Consider the following 21249-nt stretch of genomic DNA (forward strand, 5'->3'; position numbering starts at 1 on the left):
CTTCGAAAATAACAATAAATTCCAAGCTGTCAAATGTTGTGCGGGAAAGCAGCCTGCGGCAAGCGGATTATCAATGTCTGCTCATTTGATCTTGACTTCGACGGATATTTAGCAATGCTAATCGAGACGCAAACCCTAGCGGAAACATCCGGCTCCACACACGGAGGCATTCGAGGGAAGTTGCAACAGCAAGGTTGGGCCAGATTCGACGCCGCCGATCTCGACCACGTCGAAGCAAAATCACACTGCCTCGCACAGCTCAGCCGTTACGCCGATCAGTTGCCTGTCGATCGCCACGGGGGTGCCGGCCGGCACCGCAGCTATGCGGAAGGCGTTCTCGCGCCGAACGACGGCCACGTCGCATGGAAGCCGGGCTTCGTCGGACTCGACGGCGCGATCGAAATCGAATATCGCCAGGAAATCGGTTTTCAGCCCGAATACGGCGGCGTGCACCGCCGTTTCCTGCGAACGAGCGACAGCATTCTCGCACTGCCGCTGATCCGCAAGCTCATCCGCTTCGATCTCGCGCTCACGCCGCTGGGCGAACTCGGCGAGCCGCTCCTGTGCGGTCTGCACGTGCTCCGGATGCGCGCGTTGCCGGGCGTCATGTCGAGAATCACGCCGGACTGCCTGCACCAGGACGGCCAGCCGTTCACGGCCGTCCATCTGATCGACCGCACCAGCGCGGTCGGCGGCGTCAATTACATCGCGCCGCCGCAGTATGCGGGCCGCCAGGTGGACGACGTCCCCGACGAACAGGTTCGCGCATTCTCGCTTCACGTGCCGCTCGAGAGCTACATCATCGACGACGCAGCCGTCAGCCATCACGTGACGTCGATCTCGTGCGCGCCCGGCGCGCCGTGCGGCATGCGCACCGTCATCCTCATCGATTTCACGCCGCTCGATGCAGTCGTCCGCTCACCGTCGGACGCCGCTCGCCCAATCGTGCCAACATCCAATCCGGAGCCCGTCCGTGACTAATCGCTCTACTCGATTGAAATCGCTCGAAGAAGTCGAGCGCGACACCGCCGCTGCCGGACACGGGGTGCTCACGCTCGCCCCAACGGCGGCGCAGCGTCGTCTGTGGTTCATCACGAGCGGCGACGTTCGCTCGGCCACTTACAACATCGCAGCGGCATTTCGAATCCGCGGTCACCTCGACGAAAGCGCGCTCGGCAGCGCATTCGTCTTCGTCGCGAACCGGCATCCGATTCTCGCGTCGCGTTTGCGCACCGTGGACGGCGAGCTCGTCATCGACGTACGCCCCGCCGGCTCGCTGCTGCAGGTCGCGGACCTGAGCGAGCTCGCGGCCGACGCACAATCGGCCGCCGTGCAACAGCACGAGCGCGAGCTGGCCGCGCATCTGTTCGATCTCGAGAACGAAGCGCCGCTGCGCGCGACGCTGCTGCGCATCGGCGGCGATCGCCACGTGCTGCTCGTCAATATTCATCACATGGCGATCGACGCATGGTCGCTGGATCTCTTTTATCGCGAACTCGGCGACGCCTATCGCGCGCTGCGCGACGGCCGCGAGCCGGCGCTCGCCGCCGTGCGGTACGCGACGGCCGACGAGGCCATGGATCAGCTCGCCGACGCGGCGCTCAAAGACGAATCGCGCCAATACTGGCGGCGTCGTCTCGACGGCATTCCGAACCTGCACAAGCTGCCGACCGACCGGGCCCGCCCGCCGCAGCAGCGCGGCGCGGGGGCCGTCGTCGAGCACGCGTTCTCGCCGTCGATCGCCGCCGGCATCGCGCGCCTCTGTCGCACGGCCGGCGTGACGCCGTACACGATCGGCGTCGCGGCGTTCGCCGCGCTGCTCCATCGGTATTCGAACGAGAGCGATATCGTCATCGGCAGCCCGTTCGCGAACCGCGCGACCGAGGATGAGCAGCGGCAAATCGGCTTTTTCATCAACTTGGCGCCGCTGCGCTTCGACTTCAGCGGCGCACCGAGCTTTCTCGAGCTGCTCGCGCAAGCGACGACCACGGTGCTCGATGCATTCGAGCACATCGGCCTGTCGTTCGACGAAATCGTCGACGCCGTGCAGCCGCCGCGCTCGCTGAGCCACGCCCCCGTCTTTCAGGTCATGTTCGATTACCTGAAGGGCTCGTCGCACGCGCTGTCGCTCACCGGCGCGCAAGTCGAGGGGGCGCTGATCCACAACGGCACGGCGAAATACGATTTGACGTTGTCGCTCGAGGAAATCGACGACGCGTTGATCGGCTACCTCGAATACGACACGGACCTCTACGACGAAGCGACGATCGCGCGCCTCGCCGGCCATCTCGATCAATTGCTGCAATCCGTGCTCGACGCGCCGAACGAGCCCGTGACGAAAGGCTCGCTGCTGAGCGATGCCGAGCTTGCCGACATTTTGCGGCTCGCCAAACCCGGCGAACCACTCGTGTCGGACGGATTCTCGCCGATTCCGCAGCGCATTCGCGCTGCGGCGCGACGCACGCCAGATGCGGAGGCCGTCGTTCATCGCGAGACGCGGCTCACGTACGCGCAACTCGATCGGCTGTCGGATCGCGTCGCGGCGCAGCTGCGCGCGCGAGGCGTGACGGCGGGCAGCCGCGTCGCGTCGTTCGTCTCATACTCGCACGAGGTCCCGATCGCATTCGTCGCGATCCTGAAAGCCGGTGGCGTCTATCTGCCGATCGGACCGGACGATCCGCGCTTTCGCGACAAGATCGACGACGCGAAGCCGTTCGCGATCGTCACGACGGCGCACGATCTCGCGCGGCTCGACGGCGACCTTCGCGCGCTCGCGCTCGTGCTCGACGAAGCAGCCGGCGACCCGGCCCGCGACACCTCGAGCGCGCCGCCGTTCGAAATCCCGGCATTGCAGGAGGATGATCCCGCCTATGTGATCTATACGTCGGGCTCCACCGGCAAGCCGAAGGGCGTCGAGGTGTCGCACGGCAACCTGAATCTGTCGTATCACGCGTGGCGTCAGGCCTATCGCTTCGATCAGCCCGGCCATCCGATCGCGCTGCAGCTCGCGGGGCCGACGTTCGACCTCGGTATCGGCGACCTCAGCCGGACGCTCGGCTCGGGCGGCAAACTCGTGATGTGCCCGCGCGACTGGATGCTCGACGCATCCAGGGTGCATGCGCTGATCGAGCACGAGCGCGTCACGTTCGGTGATTTTCCGCCCGTCGTGCTGCGTGAGCTGATCCGCTACTGTCACGATCACGATGCGCGACTCGACGGCCTCGCGACCCTCGTGTGCGGCGCCGACGTCTGGTTCGGCCACGAACTGCAGGCGGCGCAAGCGCTGTGCGCGCCGCACGCGCGCGTGCTCGGCTCGTACGGCGTAACCGAAGCGACGATCGACAGCTCCGTGTTCGATCCGGCCGAGCACGATCTCGCGCCCGGCAGCGTCGTTCCGATCGGCCGGCCGCTGTCGAGCTGCGAGCTCTACGTCGCCGACGCAAGGCTGCAGCTCACGCCGATCGGCGTGCCGGGCGAACTGCTGATCGCGGGCCCCGCCGTGTCGCAACGCTATCTGAACAACCCCGAGCTCACGCGCGAGAAGTTCATCTCCGGCGCGTTCGATGCGCGCGGCCGCCTCGCGCAGGCCCCCGGCCAGACGCGCTTTTACCGCACGGGCGACATGTGCCGCATGCTGGCGGACGGCACGATCGAATTCCTCGGACGGCGCGATCATCAGGTCAAGATTCGCGGGTTCCGCGTCGAACTGGGCGAAATCGAAAGCACGCTCGCCGCGCATCCGGACGTGCGCCAATGCGCGCTCACCACGAAAAACGAGCAGTTCGACGACGCCGTGCTCGTCGCATACGTCGTCAGCGACGCGCCGACTGCCGCGCTCTATCATTTCCTGCGCGAACGCCTGCCCGCGCACATGTTGCCGACAGTGATCGAACAACTGCCGGAGCTGCCGCTGACGGCAAGCGGCAAGATCGATCGAAAGCGTTTGCAGGCGCTCGAGCTGTCGCCGCTCGGCGGCAGCCGGGCGGAGCCGCGCACCGAGACCGAGCGCCGCGTGCTCGAGCTCTGGCGCGCCGTGCTGCCCGCGCCCGTCACGGGCGTCGACGAAAACTTCTTCTTCTGCGGCGGCCACTCGCTGATCGCCGCGCGCCTGATCTCGCGCGTCAACGACGCATTCGATGTGCGTCTGCGGGTCGCGACGTTGTTCAAGCACCCGACCGTCGCCGAAATGGCCGAGCACGTCGACGACGCGCGACGCGCGTGCCCGCGGGCGAGCCACGCGCCGGAAGCGCCGCTCGCGAGCGCCGCGGACGCGCCGGCCCCCGGATCGGCCGCGCAGCGATCCGGCGATCCCCGCCGACTCTCGCTCGCGCAGAACAGCCTGTGGCTCGCGGCGAAGCGGCGGCCTCGGGATTTCGCGTACAACATCCCGATGGTCTGGCGCCTCGACGGCGCGCCGGATCGCGACGCGCTCGCGCGTGCGCTCGACGATATCGCGCGCCGCCATCCCGCGCTTCGCACGACGTTTTCCGCGAAGCTCGTGCCGCTCGACGACGAATCGGGCAACGCGTCGCTCGAACCGGCGCAGATCGTCGCCGACGCGGCGCACGCGCCGTTGCGCATCGTCGACGTCGCCGACGACGAGACACTGTCCCGCCTGCTACACGACGAAGAAACCGCGCCGTTCGACCTGACGACGGGCCCGCTCGTGCGCGCCGTTCTGTTCGCTCGCGGCGAACGCTGTCACCTGCTATGCGTGACCGTCCACCACATCGTGTTCGACGGCCCGTCGCTCAGCATCTTCTGGCGCGACCTGCAGGCTGCCTACAACGCCCGCGCGCGCGGCGAAGCCTTCGATCCGCCGCCGCCCGACGCGACGTACGCGGATTTCGTCGCGCGACAGCGCGCACTCGCGAACGCGCCCGCGCTCGAACGGACGCTGTCGCACTGGCGTGAATGCCTGTGTGAACTGCCGCCGACGCTGCGCATTCCCGCCGACGACGCCGCGCGTGCGCAACCCGGATCGTCGAGCTTCGAGATTCCCGCGCCGCTCGCGGCGCGAATCGAGCAAACATCGCGGCAACTCAACTGCACGCCGCTGATGTTCTATCTGAGCCTGTTCGCGCAGGCGCTGCGTGACGAAACGGGCGACGACGACCTCGCGATCGGCATCCCGATTTCATTGCGCCCGACCGAGGCGTTCGACTCCGTCATCGGTTTCTTCACGAACACGCTGCCGCTGCGCGTGCGCTTCGGCGAAGCCGGCACGTTCCGGAGCCTGCTGGAGCAGGTCAAGCAAACCTGCCTCGACGTGTTCGAGCACCGGGACGTTGCGTTCGAGCAATTGGTCCAGGCGCTCAATCCGGCGCGTCATCCGACGCGCAGCCCGATTTTCCAGGCGGGATTCTCGTACGACCTCGACGAAGTCGGCTCGCTCGATCTCGATGGCGTGCGCGCGACGCCTCATCCGCTCGAGACTTACGTCGCGAAGCTCGACCTGGAGTTCGCCGTCACGCGGCAAGGCGACGCCGTGTTCGGGCACCTGATGTCGCGGCCCGGCTCGTTCGGCGGCGCATCGCTCACGCGGATGCGCGATCGCATGCTCGCGCTCGCGGCACGCGCGGCGGCCGACGTCGACTGGCGCACCGATGCGGCGCCGAACGGCCATGCGGCGGCCGCGATCGCCGACGCGGACGGCGAAAGCGACGCCGGGCATGCCGACCTCTACGCGCTGTTCGCCGCGCGCGTCGCCGACGGCGGCGAGCGCGTCGCCGTCGAAGCGGACGATCTCTCACTGACGTATCGCGAACTCGATGCGCTGTCAGCGGCGATCGCCACGGCGCTGCGCAACGTCGGCGTTCGCGGCGGCGACCGCGTCGGCATCTGCGTGGGCCGCCATCCGTACGCCATCGCGGCGATGCTCGCGATCGCGCGCATCGGCGCCGCATTCGTGCCGTTCGATCCGGATCAAAAGCCGCAGTGGAACCAATACATCGCGCACGACGCGGCGCTGCGCGCGATCGTGAGCCGCAACGCGCTCACCGCCAAGGTGTCGCACCTGAATCTGCCGCTCGTCGACGCCGATCTCGTCGACGCCGACGCATCCGCCGGCGCGCCCGCGCCCGACGCCGCGATCGCGCCCGGCGACACCGCTTACGTCATTTACACGTCCGGTTCGACGGGCATGCCGAAGGGCGTCGCGGTCCCGCATCGAAGCGTGTGCCACAACGTGCTCGCGATGCGCGACACATTGGGCATCACGCACGGCTCGCGCATCGCGCAGTACCTTTCGCCGATCTTCGATGCGGTGCTCGCCGAGATATTCCCCCCGCTCGCGTCGGGGGCGGCGATCGTCTTCGGCGACCGCCAGAGGCTGCTGCCCGGCAGCGATCTCGTCGAATGGCTCGCGCAACGGCGCATCACGCATCTGGTTATCGTGCCGTCCACGCTCGCGCTCGTGCCGCACGCGCCGCTGCCCGCGCTGGAGGCGATCGTCGTCGGAGGCGAAGCGTGTCCGCGCGAAGTCGCGCAGCGCTGGGCGGCCGGGCGACGCCTCTTCAACGGCTATGGCCCGACGGAATGCGCGATCGCCGTCTCGATGGCCGAATACTGGGCCGAAGGCGAACGTCTCGTGCTGCGCCCGCTCGGCGGCGCGCGCTTTTACGTGCTGGACGACGCGCTCGAGCAAACGCGGGACGGCGCCGCGGGCGAATTGTTCGTCGGCGGCGTCTGCGTGTCGCACGGCTATCTGGGCAAGCCCGCCCGCACGGCGTCGGCGTTCGTCGCCGATCCGTTTGCCGCGCGCCCGGGCGCGCGGATGTATCGCACCGGCGATGTCGTCAGACAGCTCGACGACGGCAGCGTCCAGTTCATCGGCCGCGCGGACCGCCAGGTGAAGATCCGCGGCTTCCGGATCGAGCTCGACGCAGTCCGCGCCGCGTTGATGGAAGCGCCGGGCGTGCGCGCGGCCGAAGCGCTCGTCCATCCCGATGCGCGCGGCCAGTCGGAGCTTGTCGGCTACGTCGTCGGCACGAGCGACCGCGATGCGATCGCCGACGCGCTGCGCGGCAAGATACCCGACGTGATGATTCCAACCGCATTCGTGTTCCTCGACCGCCTGCCGACCGGACGCACCGGCAAGGTCGACCTGCAGGCGCTGAAGGCGATCAAGCCGACGGCGGACGGCGCGGCGCGCGCGATCGCGCGCACGCCGCCCGACAAGCCGGCCTCGCCGCGTGCAACGCCCGCGGCCACGATCGCCAAGGTTTCGGCCATCTGGCGCGAACTGCTCGGACGCGCCGACATCGGCGACGACGAGAATTTTTTCGAGGCGGGAGGCCATTCGCTGCGCGCGGTCGCGCTGCATCAGCGCCTCGGCGAAGAATTCGGCAGTTGGGTCACGCTTACCGACGTGTTCGAATATCCGACCATTCACGCACTGTCCGCGCAAATCGACGTGTTGCGACGCCGGCACGAACCGGCCGCGAGCGAAGCGCCGCCGCCGGCGGAAACGGCGGCGCCTGCCGCCGACGAGCACGCGATCGCCGTCATCGGCCTTGTCGGGCGCTTCCCGCAGGCGCCGGATCTGCAAACGTTCTGGACGCGCCTGCTGTCGGGCTACGACGCCGGCGCTGATCTGTCTGACGACGAGTTGCGCGCCCGCGGCGTGCCCCCCGAGGTCATCGCGCATCCGAACTTCGTGCGGCGCGCGAAAGTGCTCGACGGCGTCGCGGATTTCGACGCCGAGTTCTTCGGCTACTCCCCGCGCGAGGCTCAGGTGATGGACCCGCAGCAACGAATCTTTCTCGAGCTCGCGTGGGAACTGCTCGAGGAGGCGGGCTACGGCGACCGCGACGCGCAGCGGCCCGTCGGCGTGTTCGGCAGCGTCGCGTTCAGTTATTACCTCGTCGAGAACGTGATTCCGAACATCCGCACGCACCGCCTCGACGCGGGTCAGTGGATGCTCGGCAACGACAAGGATTTCGTCGCGACCCGCACCGCGTACAAGCTCGATTTGCGCGGCCCCGCCGTCAGCGTCGCGACGGCCTGCTCGTCGTCGCTGACGGCCGTTCACATGGCTTGCGCGAGCGTGCGCGCCGGCGAGTGCGCACTCGCGATCGCGGGGGCGGTCGGACTCGATCCGGAGCAGGCCGGCTACGTCTATTCGGAAGGCGGCATCATGTCGCCGGACGGCCGCTGCAGGCCGTTCGACGCCGCCGCCAACGGCACGGCGGGCGGCAGCGGCGCGGGCCTCGTGCTGCTCAAGAAGCTATCCGCCGCGATTCGCGACGGCGACACGATCCATGCGGTCATCAAGGGCTCGGCGATCAACAACGACGGCGGCAGCAAGGTCAGCTACACGGCGCCGAGCGTTAGCGGCCAGGCGGCCGTGATCGGCGACGCGCTGCGCGCCGCGGGCGTCGCCGCCGACACGATCGACTACGTCGAAGCGCACGGCACCGGCACGCCGCTCGGCGATCCGGTCGAAGTGCGGGCGCTGACGCAAGCGTTCGCGGCGGCTTCGAGCGAGGAAGCGAACGCCGCCGCGCCGTCCGCCCGCAAGTGCGGGATCGGCTCGGTGAAGGGCAATATCGGGCATCTCGACGCCGCGGCCGGCATCGCGGGCCTCATCAAGACGATCCTCGCGCTGCGCCACGAGACGATTCCGCCGAGCATTCATTGCAACGAGCCGAACCCGGAAATCCGCTTCGACGAAACGCCGTTCGAGGTCGTCCGCGCCGCGCGTGCGTGGGCGCGCGGCCCGAGGCCTCGGCGCGCGGGCGTGAGCTCGTTCGGCGTCGGCGGCACCAACGCGCACGTGATCGTCGAAGAAGCGCCGATCGCGCCGATCGAACGGCAGGACGCGGACGACGGCGCACAGTTGCTCCCGGTGTCGGCAAAATCGCCCGAGGCGGTCGGCGAGGCCGCGCGACGCTTGTCGGCGCGCCTGTCGAACGGCGTCGAAGGCGCGACGCTCGGCAACGTCGCCCACACGCTTCAGGCCGGACGCACCGCGTTCGCGCATCGCGCCTTCGTCGTCGGCGACGACATGAGCACGGTCGCCGCGCAGCTTGCGCGCGCCGCGGACCTGCCGATCGTCGGCGCGCGCAAGTCGGCGCCCGTCGTCTTCATGTTTCCCGGCCAGGGCAGCCAGCACGCGGGCATGGGACAGGCGCTGTATCGCCGGTATCGCGTATTCCGCGATGTCGTCGACCACTGCGCGGACATCCTCATGCCGCATCTTCACGTCGACATCCGCGCGCTGATCCACGGCGACAGCGACGGCGGCGGCACGGCCGGCGCGGACCGGCTGCGCGAGACGCGCTACGCGCAGCCCGCGCTGTTCACGGTCGAATACGCGCTCGCGCGCCTGCTCGAGGATTGGGGCATCGCCCCCGACGCGCTGATCGGCCACAGCCTGGGCGAACTGGTCGCCGCGTGCGTGTCGCGCCGGCTCGCGCTCGACGATGCGCTCGCGCTCGTCGCCGCCCGCGCATCGGCGATGCAACGGCAGCCGGCCGGCGCGATGCTCGCCGTCACCGCGTCGCCGGAGCATCTCGACGCGCTGTACGCGACCGGCTGCGAGCTCGCCGCCGTCAACGGCGACGACCAGTTCGTGCTGTCCGGCGCGCCCGGCGACATCGCAAAGCTCGAAGACGCGTGCGTGCTCGCCGGCCTGCCGTGCCAGCGCCTCGCGACATCGCATGCGTTCCATAGCTCGCTGATGGAAAACGCGGTGGGCGAGATCAACCGCGTCGGCGCATCGCTGCGGACCGCCGACGGCACCGTGCCGATGATCTCGAATCGCAGCGGCCGGTGGTTCGACGAAAGCGACCGACGGGACCCCGGCTACTGGGGTGACCACGTGCGCCGCACGGTTCGGTTCTCCGAAGGGTTGTCGACCGTGCTCGCCGCATTCGATCGCCCGCTGCTGCTCGAAGTGGGTCCCGGCCGCGCGCTCGCATCGCTTGCGGCCGGCGTCGACGGCCTCGAGCGTTCGCGCGTCGCGACGACGATGCGACATGCGCGCGAGCCGCGCACGGACGACGTGGCGTTGCTGACGGGCGTCGGCTCGCTGTGGGCGCACGGCGCGCACGTCGAATGGGAACGCCTGCGCGACGGCGCCGCCGCGCGCCGCGTCGCACTGCCCACTTATCCGTTCACCCGCAAACGCCACTGGCTGAGTCGCCCGGCAGCCGACGCCGCGCCGGCTCCAGCACCGCCGTCCTCGCCGGACGACGGCACGCTGCGCTTCGAGCGCAAGGAAATCGACGCGCAGCGCATCGACGTCTGCTTCACGTTGAGCGAGCGCCACTGGTTCGTCGACGAACATCGCATCTTCGGCGGCCACGGCGTGCTGCCGGGCACCGGCTGCCTCGAGCTCGTGCGGCGCGCGTTCGTCATCTCGCACGGCGCGTCGCAGCCCGTGCTGCGCGACGTGTATTTCCCGTCACCGCTCGTGTTCGACGCCGGCGTGCAGCGCAGCCTGCGCGCCGTGTTCAAGCAGCGCGACGGCGCGCTGGATTTCGTGCTCGAGAGCCGCCCCGACGACGCATCCGGCGCCTGGACGCCGCACGCGAGCGGCAACGTCTCGGCGACGCGCCTCGCCGACGCGCCAACGCTTTCCGACGGCTCGATCGACGCGCTGTGCGCCCGCCTGTCGCTGCAGCCGCTCGCCGATGCGCCCGCGCAGTTCCGGCGCGCGTTCGCGGAGTACGGCCCGCGCTGGCACTGCATCGACGCGGTGTGGCTCGGCGAGCGCCAAGGCCTCGCCCGCCTGCGCCTGCCCCACACGTTCGAGCGCGACCTGCCCGCGTTCGCGCTGCATCCGGCGCTGCTCGATCTCGGCGTTGCGTTCCTGCATGCGTGCCTGCGCCCCGCCGACGCATCGCTGCCGTTCCGGTACGAGACGCTGACGGTTCATGCGCCGCTGACGGCCGAGTGCTACAGCCTCGCGATCGAACGCGCGCCGCGGACATTCGACGTCACGCTGTTCTCGTGGAACGCGCAAGCGCGGCGCGCGACGACGCTCGTCGAAGTCCGCGGATTCGGCCTGCGGGAAACCAACCGGGCCGGCGGCGCGACGCCGGCCGACTGGTGCCGCACGCCCGCCTGGGCGCGGGCGCCGCTGCCCGCGCACCAACGCGATACGGGCGCCTGGCTGACGTTCGCCGATGCGCCGGACGAACCGCTTGCCGCGCACGCGCCGCCGCGCAGCGTGCTGGTCGTCAAGGGCGACGCGTTCCGGCAGCTCGACGACGCGCGTTTCGCGTTGCGTGCCGGCTCCGGCGACGACTACGCCCGGTTGCTCGACGCGCTCGCCCGCGCCGAACGGCTGCCGTCGCAGATCGTCTACGCGTGGCGCGCCGACGAATCGCGCCCGGCGCTCGACGCAACGCTCGACGGCTTCACGCATCTCGTCACGCTGATTCAGACGCTCGCGCGACGAGCGATCGCGCCGCGCGTGACGCTCGTCACGCGACGATGGCGCCGCGCCGACGCGCCCGCCGCCTGCGCGACGGCAGCGACGGCGGCGTCGCTCAAGGCGGTGCAGTGGGAGTTTCCCGACATCGTCTGCCGGCATCTCGACGTCGACGACGACGAGCCGTCGACGCAACAGGCGCTGCACACGGAACTGTCGATCGTGCCGGAGATTTCCGAGAGCGGCATCGGCTACTTCGACAAAGCGGCGACCGTCTGCCTCGCGGCCGGCTCACGCGAAACGCTCCGGTTCGTCGATGCGCCGGCGCCCGATACGACGCAAGGCGCGCCGCTGCGCGACGGCGGCGTCTATCTGATCACGGGGGGGCTGGGCGGCATCGGCGGCGAGCTTGCCCGGCACATCGCGGAAACGGCGCCGGGCGCGAAACTCGCGCTGATCGGCCGCCAGCGCGAAGGGTTGACCGACAAGCAAGCGGCCAGGCTACGCGCGCTGGAAGCCGCGGGCGCCGACGTGCTCGTGCTGCGCGCCGACGTCGCCGACGCGCGGCAGATGCGTACGGCGATCGCCGAACTGCATGCGCGCTTCGGTCGGGTGAACGGCATCGTCCACTCGGCAGGCGTCGAGGCGAGCGGCCTCATCGAGACGGGCGCGCCCGACGCGTGGCGGCGCGTGCTCGCCGCGAAAGTCGCCGGCACGCACAACCTCATCGATCTCGTCGCAGCCGATCGCCTCGACTTCGTCGTGCTCTGCTCGTCGCTCGCGTCACTCGTCGGCGGCCTCGGTCAGGCCGATTACGCGGCCGCGAACGGCTACCTCGACGCGATCGCGCGCCACTGGAGCCGAGCGCGCATCCCGGTCGTTTCGCTGAACTGGGATGCGTGGACGGAAACCGGCATGGCCGTCGACTACACCGAGCGCACCGCGCATCGCGGTGCCGACTCGGTGCGCGGCCTCACCAATCGCGAGGGCCGCGCGATCTTCGACCTCGCGATCCGCATGCCCGGCTCGGGCATCGCGCAACTCGCAGTCAGCAAGTTCGGCTTCGATCGCCAGCCATCGAACGCGCAGCGCAAAGCGGCCGCCGCGCCGCCTTCGAGTGACGTGGAGCGCACGCTCGTCGGCCTTTGGCGCGACCTGCTCGGCGTCGACGACGTCGGCATCGACGACGATTTCTTCGATCTCGGCGGCCATTCGCTGCTGGCGACGCAGCTGATTTCGCAAGTGCGCGATCTGTATGGCCGCTGCCTGACGCTCGGCGAGTTTCTCGACGCGCCGACGATCTCGCGAATCCTGCGCTCGATCGACGCGACGGGCAACGCGACAAGCGACTCGCCGCAATCGAACGACGCGGCGATCCGCTATTGCATCGTGCCGATGGTCGACGCGGGCCGCCGGGCGCCGTTCTTCTGCATTCCCGGCATGGGCGGCAACATCACGCAACTGCTGCCGCTCGCGAAGACGCTGCGCGCGGACCGGCCCGTCGTCGGGCTTCAATATCTCGGGCTCGACGGCATGGCCGAGCCTCACACGTCGATCGAACAGATCGCCGCGCATTACATCGCCTGCATGCGGTCGGTGCAGCCGCAAGGCCCGTATCACTTCGGCGGTCATTCGCTCGGCGGCAAGATCGCCTATGAAATCGCCCGGCAGCTGATCGACGCCGGCGAACGCATCGGGCTCGTCGTGCTGTTCGATTCCGCCGCGCCGCCCTATGCGCCCATGGTGTATCAAGACGATGCAGAGATGGCTCGCCTCATCCTCGGCATCTTCGCGTATTACGCGGACAAGCCCGAGCTCGTCGACGGCATCGACGCCGCGCTCGCGCCGCTTTCGCGCGCCGCGCTGCTCGAGTTCATCGGCGAACGGCTCGCGGCATCCGGCGTCGTGCACTCGCAAGCGGACAGCAATTCGATCCGCGGGCTGTTCAACGTCTATCGAGCGGCCGCCGACCTGTCGCCGAAGTACGATCCGCCGCGCGTGCAGCGGCCGATTCCGATGCTGCTGGTGAAGGCGGCGGGCCCGACGCCGGAAGGCTTCAATCTGCCGGAGATCCGCGACACCGCCGCGTGGGGTTGGGAACGGTTCACGAGCCTGCCGGTCGAGTGCCGCGAAGTGCCGGGCAATCACTACTCGTGCCTGATGCCCGACTACGTCGAGCACGTGTCCGCCTGCGTGCGCGCGGCGCTCGCTTCGGCCGACGCGGCCTCTGCCGCGAATCCCGCCGTCGCATGAGCGCGCCTCCGACGCAAAGGCGTGCCCCCCGCCCGCCTAGGCAGGTCGCCGTGGTGCTGCTGACGCTCGCGGTGGATGCGATCGGCATGGGCGTCGCGGTGCCTGTGCTGCCGCAGCTGCTGCGGGCGATCGGGTACGGCGCCGCGAACGTGCCACTGCTGATCGGCGTGCTGATGACGTGCGCCGCGCTCATGCAGTTCGTGTTCGGGCCGCTGCTCGGCACGCTGAGCGACGCAAAGGGAAGGCGGCTGGTGCTGCTGGCAGCCCTGTTCGGCAACGCGACGGCATTCCTGCTGCTCGCCGCCGCGCGCGACTTCGCGTGGTTGCTCGCCGGCCATTTGCTCGTCGGCGCCACCGCGGCCAGCACGGGCGTCGCGACCGCCTATCTCGCCGACGTCACACCGCCCCACCTGCGCGCCGCGCGGTTCGGCTTCGCGAGCGGCGTGGTCGCCCTCGGTCTCGTGGCCGGCCCCGCGTTCGGCGGCCTGCTCGGCACGCTCGGGCCGCGCGCGCCGTTCTACGCGGCCGGCGCGCTTGCGCTCTGCAACGGCGCGTGCGCGCTGTTCGCGCTGCCCGAGAGCCTGCCCGCGACGCGGCGCAGCCCGTTTGCGCGGCGGCGCGCGAATCCGTTCGGCAGCCTCGCGCTGCTGCGGCAGGACAGTGACTTTCGCCGGCTGTCGTTCGCCGTGTGCTGCGGCATGATGGCCTACGGCATCTTCCTCACCTGCTTCGTCATCTCGAACGAGCAGCGGATCGGATGGGGACCGAGAGAGAACGGCCTGGCGCTCGCGATGCTGGGTCTCGGCATCGCGCTCACGCAAAGCTTCGTGCTGCCGCGCCTCGTGTCGCGGCTCGGCGAGCGCGGGACGGCGGCCGCCGGCTATGCGCTGTTCGTGCCGGCCTATCTCTGCTACAGCATCGCCGCGTCGCCTGCCGTCGTGATCGTCGCGATCGCGCTGCACGCTCTCGCGCTCGTCAGCGATCCCGCCGTGCGCACGATGATCTCGCTGCGCGCCGGCAGTGACCGGCAAGGCGAATATCAGGGCGCGCTCGTCTGCCTGATGGGATTGGCCGCATCCTGCGCGCCGCTCGCCGGCGCGAACCTGTTTCACTTCTTCGCGGGGCCATCGTCCCCGCTTCGCCTTCCCGGTGCACCCTTCCTGGTTGCCGCGGCGCTGTACGTGCTGTCGCTCGCCGCCATCCTGCGCGGCGGCTCCGGCGCGCACGCGCGCGCTCCGGCACCGTCGCTCCCACCCTACGCTAGAGAGGATAGCCATGACTAATCTGCTCGACGATCCCGACGGCACGTTCGTCGTGCTGTCGAACGCCGAAGGACAACACTCGCTCTGGCCGGCGTCGATCGCGCCGCCCGCCGGCTGGAGCGTCGTGTTCGGACAAGCCGCGCGTCAGCCCTGCGTCGACTACCTCGATGCGCACTGGACCGACCTGACCCCGCGCCGCCCGCACGCCGCCTGACGTCGCGCACGCGCACGCCGACGCTTCACCGCGGAACGCGGACGCCGCGCGCCGCCGTCGCGGCGGCGATCGCCCGATCACGCGCCGCCCAACGAGGACACGCCGACATGACGAACGAGTTCGCCCCCCCATCCCACCCGCTGCTGCCTGCGCAGCAGGAAATCTGGTTCGCGGAGCAGCTCGCGCCGGGAACCAGCGCGTACAACACCGCCGCCTATCTCGACATCGACGGTCCGATCGACGCCGGACGCTTCGACGCGACCGTCCGCCGCCTCGTCGCCGAAACCGAGTGTCTTCGCGTCGCGTTCGCGGAGCGCGGCTCGATACCGGTGCAGATCGCGCGCGCGCGCGACGACCGGGACGTCGTCCATCTCGATTTCGGTTTCGCGGACGATCCGCACGAAGCCGCCGAGGCATGGATGGCCGCCGATCGCGTTCGCCCGACGGATCTCACCCGCGATCCGCCGTTTCGCTTCGCGCTGCTGCGCGTCGCGCCCGACCGGTTCTACTGGTATCTGTTCTTTCATCACATCGTGATCGACGGGTTCGGCATCTCGCTGCTGATCCGGCGCGGCGCCGAGATCTACACGGCGCTCGCCGCCGGCGAGACGCCGGCGCCGGCGCCGTTCGGCACGCTCGCCGACCTGCTTCGGATCGACACGGCATATCGCGCGTCGCCGTCGTTCGCGCTCGACCGCGAGTACTGGAGCGCGCGGCTCGCCGGCCGGCCGTCGCCCGCGAGCCTCGCGAGCGACGCGAATCCCGGCGAGTTCTCGCCGCTCGGCCGGTTTCGCCGCGAATGGGAGCGCCTGTCGGCCGACACGAGCCGCGCGCTGCGCGCGCTCGCGCAGGCCGAAGGCACGGGCGTCCCGCAATTGATGATCGCGCTGGCGGCCGCCTATCTGCATCGCGCGCTCGGCCAGGACGAAATCGTGGTCGGCATGTCCGCCACCGCGCGCACCGGGCCCGACCTGCGCAAAACGCCGGGCATGTGCGCGAACGTGCTGCCGCTTCGTTTCGCGTTCGACGCGGCGACGTCCCTGCGGGCCGTCGCGCGCCAGGCCGCGCGAGAGGTTCGGCAGGCGCTGCGCCATGCGCGCTACCGCAGCGTCGAGCTGTTCCGCGACGCGCAGCAAAAGGGCGAGAGCACCCGCCTCTTCGCGCACGTCGTCAACGTGATGACATTCGACTTGGACGCCCATTTCGCCGGCCATCGCGCGCGCTTTCGCCACTTGTCGGCCGGCCCGGTCGACGATTTTTCGTGGACCGTCTACGCCCACGGCGGCGACGAGGAGCTGTGCATCGCGTTCGACGCGAACGCCGCGCAGTACGGCGACGACCAGCTCGGCCGCCACCGGGAACGCTTCGTGCGGCTCATCGAGGCGGCAGTGGCCGAGCCCGCGCGGCCAGTCGCGACGATCGCGCTGACGAGCGCCGCGGAGCGGCACCGCATCCTGCACGACTGGAATGCGGTCGTCACGGCGCCGACGGGTACCGTGCCGGCCGCGTTCGAGCAGCAGGCGGCCGCCACGCCGGACGCGATCGCGCTCACCTTCGGCACGCAGCACCTGTCCTACGCGACGCTCAACGCACGCGCGAATCGCATCGCGCACCGGCTGATCGCGCTCGGCGTCGGTCCCGGCGCGATCGCCGCCGTGTGCGTGCCCCGCTCGGCCGAGCTCATCGTGGCGCTGCTTGCGATCCTGAAGGCGGGCGCCGCCTATCTGCCGCTCGATCCTGACTATCCGCCGGAGCGGCTCGCGTTCATGCTCGCCGACGCCAGGCCCGCTGCGACGCTGACCACCACGGCGCTTGCGGCGCGCGTCGGCGGCGGCGGCGGCGACGTGCTGTATGTCGACAGCCCCGCCGAAAACGACGCATCGCCCGCCGCCGCACACGATCCGGCCGACGGCGACCGGCTCCGGCCGTTGCTTGCGTCGGACCCGGCGTACGTCATCTATACGTCCGGGTCGACCGGCAAGCCGAAAGGCGTCGTCGTCCCGCACGCCAACGTGATCCGTCTGTTGACGAGCACCGATCGATGGTTCGGCTTCGGCGCCGACGACGTCTGGACGCTGTTCCATTCGTGCGCATTCGATTTCTCGGTATGGGAATGCTGGGGGGCGCTGCTACGCGGCGGCCGGCTCGTGATCGTGCCGTTTCCGGTCAGCCGCTCGCCCGTCGAATTTCTGAGCCTCCTCGCGCGCGAGCGCGTGACCGTGCTGAATCAGACGCCGTCGGCGTTCCAGCAGCTGATGCAGGCGGATCGCGACGATCCGGCGCTCGGCCGGTCGTTGCGGCTGCGCTACGTGATCTTCGGCGGCGAGGCGCTCGACATGCGCAAGCTCGACGACTGGTACGCGCGCCACGCCGAAAACGCGCCGCAACTGATCAACATGTACGGCATCACGGAGACGACCGTGCACGTCAGCTATCTCGAGCTGACGCGGCGCATGGCCGCCGAGCCCGCTCACAGCCTGATCGGCAGCAAGATTCCCGACCTGCGCCTCTACGTCCTCGACGGCGCGCTCAATCCCGTGCCGCCCGGTGTCACGGGCGAAATCTACGTCGCCGGCGCGGGACTCGCGCTCGGTTATCTCCGACGACCAGGCCTGACGGCGCAGCGCTTCGTCGCGGACCCGTTCGGCGCGCCGGGCGCGCGCATGTACCGCTCCGGCGACCTCGCGCGCTGGCGCGCCGACGGCACGCTCGACTTCATCGGCCGGCAGGACGATCAGATCAAGATCCGCGGGTTTCGCGTCGAGCTGGGAGAAATCGCCCACGCGCTGATGCGGCACGAAAGCATCGCGCAAGCGGAAGCCGTCGTTCGCGAGGACCGGCCCGGCGAGAAGCGCCTCGTCGCCTACGTCGTCGCGGCGGCGGGCTTTTCCGCGCAGCCGCAGGCGCTGCGCGAGGATCTCTCGCGGCATCTGCCCGAGCACATGGTGCCCTCCGCGATCGTCGCGCTCGATGCGCTGCCGTTGACGCCGAACGGCAAGCTTGATCGTCGCGCGTTGCCCGCACCTGTTTTCTCGAGCCACGGCACGCGCACGCCCGCCGGCGAGCAGGAACGCGCGCTTTGCGTGCTGCTCGCGGACATTCTCGGCGTCGACACCATCGGCCCGGACGACAATTTCTTCGAGATGGGCGGCGATTCGCTGGCCGCGATGCGCGTCATCAATCGCGTGCGGGCGACATTCGGCGTCAAGCTGTCGATCCGCGAGCTGTTCGCCGCGCCGAGCGTCGCACGGATCGCGCCGATCCTCGACGCGAAACGATCACCGCCCGCGCGCGCCGAGGCGCACGTCGTGCAGAACGCATGAGCCGGCACGGCATCGGGCCGTCCGATTTTTCAACGAAGCCGGTGACCGCCGATCAACGAACGTCGACCGCAGCCTGCTCGCTCGGTTGTGCGCGCGGCGCATCGAGTCCGCTGCGATTCGTCCTGCGCGTGACGTTCTTTCAGATCGCGGAATCGGCAGTCATCCAAGGCAGCGCCGGGCTTGCCCGGGGCACGCGGCGCGCCGTTCAGACGAGGAGCAAACGTGGTGAGGAAAAGCAAATACACCGACGAGCAGATCGCCGATGCGCTGAGGCGCGCGCAGCAGGGCGCACCGATAGCGGACGTGTGCCGCGATATGGGGATCAGCGAAGCGACTTTCTACAACTGGCGCGCCAAATTCGGCGGCCTGACGCCGACGAAGGTGAATCACGTCAAGCAACTGGAGAAAGAAAACGCGAAGCTCAAGCGGCTCGTCGCAAATCTCTCGCTCGACAAGGCGATGTTGCAGGATGTCCTGTCAAAAAAAGCCTGAAGCCTTCCCGGCTGCGCGAACTCGCCGTCGACCTGATGCATCGCTTCGACGCGAGCCAACGCCAGGTGTGCGCGGCGCTCAAACTTTCGCGTTCGGTCTTCAGCTATCGGCCGATCGCACCCGACTCGAGCAAGCCTGCGGCGCGCGTCGGCGAAATCGCGCAGGCAGGCAGACGCCACGGCTACCGCCCTCTGCATCTGCCGAGCCGGGAAGGCTGGCGAGACGCTCACGCGCGCATTCCGCGCGCGCATGGCGAGCAGGGCTCGCCGCAGGCAGGCAAGCGGCCGCGTTCCGAAGAAACCGACTAGCCGGGCAACCCGAACAACCAGTGAACAGGTTCGTCCGAGCGTCGGTGGCCCGGGCGCGGCTTCGCGCCGGCCGGGCGTGCGCTCTCTTCATGCGCGCGTGAAGCGGCGCGACGCCGGGTTCTTGCCGTGCCAAGAACCCGCGTGCTCCGCCGTCTCGGCGGCCGCCCGCCAATCGATCGGCCGCGTTGCGCAAATGCGCGTCGCGTTTGTCCCTCGATCGGGCGGTGGCCGGCAAATTCGTTCGACGACGCCTCGCGCCGCCGCACATCCGCCGAACGGTCCGCATGGCATGCGCATCACCGGCACCGAGGCGGGTCGCGGCCGGCCGCCGCCATGCGGCCGGCCGACATCGCCCGCGCGCCGAGACGGCGCGTCGCGCACGCCAGGCAGTCGCGGGCGGCGAGCCGCCCGTCGCGCATCACGCATCGACCGCCGGCACGTTCGAGCGCTCGACGAACCGCGGCTCGCGCCGCCACTGCGTCGCCTGCTCGAACGCGTAGCCGAGCGCGAGCAGCCGCGCCTCGCTCCACGGCGCGCCGACGAACGACACGCCGACCGGCAAGCCGCGCACCAGCCCCGCGGGCACGGTCAGATGCGGAAAGCCCGCGACGGCCGCAGGCGTCGAGAAGCCGTCGGTGCCGCTGTCGCCGTTGATCAGGTCGATCAGCCATGCGGTGCCCTCGGTCGGCGCGACGAGCGCATCGAGCCGCGCGTCGCGCAGCACGCGCGCGAGCCCCTCGTCGCGGGCGCGGCGGCCGCAGCGAGCGAGCGCGTCGCGATAGGCCGCCGCGTCGAGCCCGCCCGCTTCCTGCGCGCGCAACAGCAGCTCCTGCCCGAAGTACGGCATCTCCTTCGCGCGCTGCGCCGCGTTGAACGCGATCACGTCGGCGAGCGTGCGCACGCGCGCATGCGGCGCGAACGCGCGCAGCCACAGCGGCAAGCCGTGCTTGAACTCGTGCAACAGCACGGTCTTCTCGTCGTCCTCGTAGTCGGGCTTCGGCAGGTCGACGGGATCGATCACCACCGCGCCGAGCCGCTGCATCCGAGCGATCGCGCGCTCGATCTGCGCGTCCACCTCGTCATGCCCGGTGAAGAACGCGCGCGCGATGCCGATCCGCGCGCCGCGCAGCGCGTTCGCGTCGAGCGCGGCGACGTAGTCGGCGGGAGGCGGCGCGCCCGCCGTCGCGGGGTCGTTCGCATCGCCGCCCGCGAGCGCGCCGAGCAGCCGCGCCGCGTCGCGGACCGTGCGCGCGATCGGCCCCGCCGTATCCTGCGTGTGCGACAGCGGCACGATCCCGTCGCGGCTCACTCGCCCGACGGTCGGCTTCAGCCCGACGCAGCCGTTGATCGCGGCGGGCGACACGATCGAGCCGTCGGTCTCGGTGCCGACCGCCATCTCGACGAGCCCCGCCGCGACCGCCGCCGCCGAGCCCGAGCTCGATCCGCTCGCCGTCCGGTCGAGCGCGTACGGATTGCGCGACAGCCCGCCGCGCCCGCTCCACCCGCTCGTCGAGCGCGTCGAGCGGAAGTTCGCCCACTCGCTCAGGTTGGTCTTCGCGACGATCACCGCGCCCGCGCGCCGCAGCCGCGCGACGAGATGCGCATCGCGTGCCGCGCGCACGCCGTCGAGCGCGAGCGAGCCGGCCGTCGTCGCCATCCGGTCGCCCGTCGCGATGTTGTCCTTCAGCGCGACGCTCACGCCGTGCATCGGGCCGCGCACGGCGCGCGCCGCCCGCTCGGCGTCGAGCGCGTGCGCGATCGCCTCGGCGTCCGGATTCAGTTCGATGATCGCGTTCAGCCGCGGGCCGCCGCGATCGATGCGCGCGACGCGCTCGAGCGTCTCGCGCACCGCCTGCGCCGCGCTGCGCTCTTCGCGCGGCGACACAAGCGCCGATTGGCCGCCGCGCTCGCCGCCAGCGGTCGTCGCCGATGCCGGCGCGCTCGCGAGCACCACATGCGCCGAACTCAGCGCGCCGAGCGAGTGAAGGAAATGGCGTCGTTTCATTCGAGTACGTCC

At 70.0% G+C, this 21249-nt stretch carries 8 protein-coding genes; 7 read left to right on the forward strand and 1 reads right to left on the reverse strand.

Translation table 11 applies throughout. The features are described 5' to 3' along the window. Positions 1-180 precede the first annotated feature (180 nt). The 7 genes from WT60_RS32930 (at position 181) to WT60_RS32960 (ending at position 19232) form a co-directional block, all read left to right on the forward strand. Entirely contained in the window at positions 181-981 is an 801-nt protein-coding gene (locus WT60_RS32930; protein WP_060355920.1) for a 2OG-Fe dioxygenase family protein, read from the forward strand. Then, positions 974-13633 (forward strand): hybrid non-ribosomal peptide synthetase/type I polyketide synthase, encoded by a 12660-nt coding sequence (locus WT60_RS32935; protein WP_236860903.1) that lies wholly within the window; start codon positions 974-976, stop codon positions 13631-13633. The genes WT60_RS32930 and WT60_RS32935 overlap by 8 nt, the downstream gene beginning before the upstream one ends. Before the next feature lie 50 nt (positions 13634-13683). Continuing rightward, entirely contained in the window at positions 13684-14916 is a 1233-nt protein-coding gene (locus WT60_RS32940; RefSeq protein ID WP_226377260.1) for an MFS transporter, read from the forward strand. Further along, complete coding sequence (locus WT60_RS32945) at positions 14909-15109, forward strand: MbtH family protein (protein ID WP_038752032.1); 201 nt, start codon at positions 14909-14911, stop codon at positions 15107-15109. Before WT60_RS32940 ends, WT60_RS32945 begins: the two co-directional genes overlap by 8 nt. A gap of 107 nt (positions 15110-15216) precedes the next feature. Beyond that, positions 15217-18432 (forward strand): non-ribosomal peptide synthetase, encoded by a 3216-nt coding sequence (locus WT60_RS32950; protein WP_060355922.1) that lies wholly within the window; start codon positions 15217-15219, stop codon positions 18430-18432. A gap of 222 nt (positions 18433-18654) precedes the next feature. After that, positions 18655-18924: a transposase gene (locus WT60_RS32955; RefSeq protein ID WP_161788683.1), complete on the forward strand. Its 270-nt coding sequence runs from the start codon at positions 18655-18657 to the stop codon at positions 18922-18924. A 35-nt stretch (positions 18925-18959) separates the two neighbouring features. Further along, entirely contained in the window at positions 18960-19232 is a 273-nt protein-coding gene (locus WT60_RS32960) for a hypothetical protein (protein WP_038752037.1), read from the forward strand. Between the two features lie 418 nt (positions 19233-19650). On the opposite strand, the gene WT60_RS32965 is transcribed toward WT60_RS32960, so the two are convergent. Beyond that, positions 19651-21237 (reverse strand): amidase, encoded by a 1587-nt coding sequence (locus WT60_RS32965; RefSeq protein ID WP_059642797.1) that lies wholly within the window; start codon positions 21235-21237, stop codon positions 19651-19653. Positions 21238-21249 lie beyond the last annotated feature (12 nt).

The organism is Burkholderia sp. MSMB617WGS (assembly GCF_001532025.2).
Classification (GTDB): Bacteria; Pseudomonadota; Gammaproteobacteria; order Burkholderiales; family Burkholderiaceae; genus Burkholderia; species Burkholderia savannae.

Coding starts and splice junctions, on each gene's coding strand:
- WT60_RS32960 (WP_038752037.1), top strand. CDS start 18,960: ATGCATCGCTTCGACGCGAGCCAACGCCAGGTGTGCGCGGCGCTCAAA.
- WT60_RS32965 (WP_059642797.1), bottom strand. CDS start 21,237: ATGAAACGACGCCATTTCCTTCACTCGCTCGGCGCGCTGAGTTCGGCG.
- WT60_RS32945 (WP_038752032.1), top strand. CDS start 14,909: ATGACTAATCTGCTCGACGATCCCGACGGCACGTTCGTCGTGCTGTCG.
- WT60_RS32950 (WP_060355922.1), top strand. CDS start 15,217: ATGACGAACGAGTTCGCCCCCCCATCCCACCCGCTGCTGCCTGCGCAG.